Source organism: Caballeronia sp. J97, from assembly GCF_905220305.1.
Classification (GTDB): Bacteria; Pseudomonadota; Gammaproteobacteria; order Burkholderiales; family Burkholderiaceae; genus Caballeronia.
In genome coordinates this window covers 1-5,134 of the sequence record NZ_CAJMZL010000065.1, presented here as the reverse complement: position 1 = coordinate 5,134, position 5,134 = coordinate 1, and the positions used below count along the sequence as shown (strand labels likewise).

Annotated in this window: 2 tRNA genes and 2 rRNA genes; all 4 read left to right on the top strand. The window is 52.6% G+C overall.

The features are described 5' to 3' along the window. Positions 1 to 125: 125 nt before the first annotated feature. A 16S ribosomal RNA gene (locus U4Y90_RS35655) occupies positions 126 to 1,657 on the top strand. A gap of 62 nt (positions 1,658 to 1,719) precedes the next feature. Continuing rightward, a tRNA-Ile gene (locus U4Y90_RS35650) sits at positions 1,720 to 1,796 on the top strand. A 46-nt stretch (positions 1,797 to 1,842) separates the two neighbouring features. Next, a tRNA-Ala gene (locus U4Y90_RS35645) sits at positions 1,843 to 1,918 on the top strand. A gap of 278 nt (positions 1,919 to 2,196) precedes the next feature. Further along, positions 2,197 to 5,083: ribosomal RNA gene (locus tag U4Y90_RS35640) — 23S ribosomal RNA — on the top strand. Together the 16S and 23S rRNA genes with 2 tRNA genes alongside form the textbook arrangement of a ribosomal RNA operon. Positions 5,084 to 5,134: the final 51 nt, after the last annotated feature.

Sequence of the window (5,134 nt, the reverse complement as noted above, 5' to 3'; positions counted from 1 at the left end):
AGCAAAAGTATCAAGAGTCTCACACGAAGTATCAGAGGAAGGTTTTTTGTCTTTGGACATTAAATCATCGTCAGTACGTTGAGTGAGCGACCTATTCGGAAGAATAGAAAACAGTAACAGGGTTTGAACTGAAGAGTTTGATCCTGGCTCAGATTGAACGCTGGCGGCATGCCTTACACATGCAAGTCGAACGGCAGCACGGGGGCAACCCTGGTGGCGAGTGGCGAACGGGTGAGTAATACATCGGAACGTGTCCTGTAGTGGGGGATAGCCCGGCGAAAGCCGGATTAATACCGCATACGACCTAAGGGAGAAAGCGGGGGATCTTCGGACCTCGCGCTATAGGGGCGGCCGATGGCAGATTAGCTAGTTGGTGGGGTAAAGGCCTACCAAGGCGACGATCTGTAGCTGGTCTGAGAGGACGACCAGCCACACTGGGACTGAGACACGGCCCAGACTCCTACGGGAGGCAGCAGTGGGGAATTTTGGACAATGGGGGCAACCCTGATCCAGCAATGCCGCGTGTGTGAAGAAGGCCTTCGGGTTGTAAAGCACTTTTGTCCGGAAAGAAAACTTCGTCCCTAATATGGATGGAGGATGACGGTACCGGAAGAATAAGCACCGGCTAACTACGTGCCAGCAGCCGCGGTAATACGTAGGGTGCGAGCGTTAATCGGAATTACTGGGCGTAAAGCGTGCGCAGGCGGTCTGTTAAGACCGATGTGAAATCCCCGGGCTTAACCTGGGAACTGCATTGGTGACTGGCAGGCTTTGAGTGTGGCAGAGGGAGGTAGAATTCCACGTGTAGCAGTGAAATGCGTAGAGATGTGGAGGAATACCGATGGCGAAGGCAGCCTCCTGGGCCAACACTGACGCTCATGCACGAAAGCGTGGGGAGCAAACAGGATTAGATACCCTGGTAGTCCACGCCCTAAACGATGTCAACTAGTTGTTGGGGATTCATTTCCTTAGTAACGTAGCTAACGCGTGAAGTTGACCGCCTGGGGAGTACGGTCGCAAGATTAAAACTCAAAGGAATTGACGGGGACCCGCACAAGCGGTGGATGATGTGGATTAATTCGATGCAACGCGAAAAACCTTACCTACCCTTGACATGGTCGGAAGTCTGCTGAGAGGTGGACGTGCTCGAAAGAGAACCGGCGCACAGGTGCTGCATGGCTGTCGTCAGCTCGTGTCGTGAGATGTTGGGTTAAGTCCCGCAACGAGCGCAACCCTTGTCCTTAGTTGCTACGCAAGAGCACTCTAAGGAGACTGCCGGTGACAAACCGGAGGAAGGTGGGGATGACGTCAAGTCCTCATGGCCCTTATGGGTAGGGCTTCACACGTCATACAATGGTCGGAACAGAGGGTTGCCAAGCCGCGAGGTGGAGCCAATCCCAGAAAACCGATCGTAGTCCGGATCGCAGTCTGCAACTCGACTGCGTGAAGCTGGAATCGCTAGTAATCGCGGATCAGCATGCCGCGGTGAATACGTTCCCGGGTCTTGTACACACCGCCCGTCACACCATGGGAGTGGGTTTCACCAGAAGTAGGTAGCCTAACCGCAAGGAGGGCGCTTACCACGGTGGGATTCATGACTGGGGTGAAGTCGTAACAAGGTAGCCGTATCGGAAGGTGCGGCTGGATCACCTCCTTTCTCGAGCTTCGCACACAACATTAAGCGCTCACGCTTATCGGCTGTTGTTTAAGACAGGCTTTGGGTCTGTAGCTCAGTCGGTTAGAGCACCGTCTTGATAAGGCGGGGGTCGTTGGTTCGAATCCAACCAGACCCACCAACGGTCAAGATGGGTCGATCGGATGATCGATGCACCCAAGAGACTTGGGGGATTAGCTCAGCTGGGAGAGCACCTGCTTTGCAAGCAGGGGGTCGTCGGTTCGATCCCGTCATCCTCCACCAATCATCAATGCTTAGGGTTCAGCGTGAATTTTAAGCATTGGCGATTGAAGCCAGTTGATGTCGCAAGCGTGGAAGTGAGCTTGTCGGCTAAACGTTCTTTAACAATCTGGAAGAAGTAGTAAAGAGATTATCTGAAAGCACTTAGAGATGGGTGCGAGTAGGGTAGTCAGGGTAGTGATTGTATCAAGTATGAAAAGTGATCTTAATGATGACTTGGAATACGGCACAACGCGAATACTCAGCCTGTAGCGAGGTGTTGCAAGACACACTCGTTATAGGGTCAAGCGAACAAGTGCATGTGGTGGATGCCTTGGCGATCACAGGCGATGAAGGACGCGGTAGCCTGCGAAAAGCGATGGGGAGCTGGCAAACGAGCTTTGATCCATCGATATCCGAATGGGGAAACCCACTCCGTATGGAGTACCCTTGACTGAATCCATAGGTCATGTGGAGCGAACGCGGTGAACTGAAACATCTAAGTAACCGCAGGAACAGAAATCAACCGAGATTCCCAAAGTAGTGGCGAGCGAAATGGGATCAGCCTGTACTCTTTATCCTTCTTATTAGCTGAACGCTCTGGAAAGTGCGGCCATAGCAGGTGATAGCCCTGTAAGCGAAAATAGGTTGGAAGAACTAGGTGTACGACAAGTAGGGCGGGACACGTGAAATCCTGTCTGAAGATGGGGGGACCATCCTCCAAGGCTAAATACTCGTGATCGACCGATAGTGAACCAGTACCGTGAGGGAAAGGCGAAAAGAACCCCGGGAGGGGAGTGAAATAGATCCTGAAACCGCATGCATACAAACAGTCGGAGCCTGGAAACGGGTGACGGCGTACCTTTTGTATAATGGGTCAGCGACTTACGTTCAGTAGCGAGCTTAACTGATTAAGGCAGGCGTAGCGAAAGCGAGTCCGAATAGGGCGATCAGTTGCTGGGCGTAGACCCGAAACCAAGTGATCTATCCATGGCCAGGTTGAAGGTGCGGTAACACGTACTGGAGGACCGAACCCACTAACGTTGAAAAGTTAGGGGATGAGCTGTGGATAGGGGTGAAAGGCTAAACAAACTTGGAAATAGCTGGTTCTCTCCGAAAACTATTTAGGTAGTGCCTCGTGTATCACCTTCGGGGGTAGAGCACTGTCATGGTTGTGGGGTCCATTGCGGATTACTACGCCATAGCAAACTCCGAATACCGAAGAGTGCAATCACGGGAGACAGACATCGGGTGCTAACGTCCGGTGTCAAGAGGGAAACAACCCAGACCGCCAGCTAAGGTCCCAAAGATTGGCTAAGTGGGAAACGAAGTGGGAAGGCTAAAACAGTCAGGAGGTTGGCTTAGAAGCAGCCACCCTTTAAAGAAAGCGTAATAGCTCACTGATCGAGTCGTCCTGCGCGGAAGATGTAACGGGGCTCAAGCCAGTCACCGAAGCTGCGGATACACGTTGAAAGATACGTGTATGGTAGGAGAGCGTTCCGTAAGCCTGCGAAGGTGTGTCGAAAGGCATGCTGGAGGTATCGGAAGTGCGAATGCTGACATGAGTAGCGATAAAGGGGGTGAAAAGCCCCCTCGCCGTAAGCCCAAGGTTTCCTACGCAACGTTCATCGGCGTAGGGTGAGTCGGCCCCTAAGGCGAGGCAGAAATGCGTAGCTGATGGGAAGCAGGTCAATATTCCTGCACCATTGTTAGATGCGATGGGGGGACGGATCGCGGAAGGTTGTCCGGGTGTTGGAAGTCCCGGTCGCTGCATTGGAGAAGGTGCTTAGGCAAATCCGGGCACATAATTCAAGGGTGTGGCGCGAGCTTCTTCGGAAGCGAAGCAATTGGAAGTGGTTCCAAGAAAAGCCTCTAAGCTTCAGTCTAACGATGACCGTACCGCAAACCGACACAGGTGGGCGAGATGAGTATTCTAAGGCGCTTGAGAGAACTCGGGAGAAGGAACTCGGCAAATTGGTACCGTAACTTCGGGATAAGGTACGCCCTTGTAGCTTGACTGGCCTGCGCCAGGAGGGTGAAAGGGTTGCAATAAACTGGTGGCTGCGACTGTTTAATAAAAACACAGCACTCTGCAAACACGAAAGTGGACGTATAGGGTGTGACGCCTGCCCGGTGCCGGAAGATTAAATGATGGGGTGCAAGCTCTTGATTGAAGTCCCGGTAAACGGCGGCCGTAACTATAACGGTCCTAAGGTAGCGAAATTCCTTGTCGGGTAAGTTCCGACCTGCACGAATGGCGTAACGATGGCCACACTGTCTCCTCCCGAGACTCAGCGAAGTTGAAGTGTTTGTGATGATGCAATCTCCCCGCGGCTAGACGGAAAGACCCCATGAACCTTTACTGTAGCTTTGCATTGGACTTTGAACCGATCTGTGTAGGATAGGTGGGAGGCTATGAAACCGGAACGCTAGTTTCGGTGGAGCCGTCCTTGAAATACCACCCTGGTTTGTTTGAGGTTCTAACCTTGGTCCGTGATCCGGATCGGGGACAGTGCATGGTAGGCAGTTTGACTGGGGCGGTCTCCTCCCAAAGTGTAACGGAGGAGTACGAAGGTACGCTAGGTACGGTCGGAAATCGTGCTGATAGTGCAATGGCATAAGCGTGCTTAACTGCGAGACCGACAAGTCGAGCAGGTGCGAAAGCAGGTCATAGTGATCCGGTGGTTCTGTATGGAAGGGCCATCGCTCAACGGATAAAAGGTACTCTGGGGATAACAGGCTGATACCGCCCAAGAGTTCATATCGACGGCGGTGTTTGGCACCTCGATGTCGGCTCATCTCATCCTGGGGCTGTAGCCGGTCCCAAGGGTATGGCTGTTCGCCATTTAAAGAGGTACGTGAGCTGGGTTTAAAACGTCGTGAGACAGTTTGGTCCCTATCTGCCGTGGGCGTTGGATATTTGAAGGGGGCTGCTCCTAGTACGAGAGGACCGGAGTGGACGAACCTCTGGTGTACCGGTTGTGACGCCAGTCGCATCGCCGGGTAGCTATGTTCGGAAGAGATAACCGCTGAAAGCATCTAAGCGGGAAACTCGCCTTAAGATGAGATATCCCCGGGGCTTCGAGCCCCTTGAAGGGTCGTTCCAGACCAGGACGTTGATAGGTCAGGTGTGTAAGTGCAGTAATGCATTGAGCTAACTGATACTAATTGCCCGTAAGGCTTGATCCTATAACCAGTGTGTTTTACGTAGTGAGTTAGCGCTTTAGCGCTTACTCAATA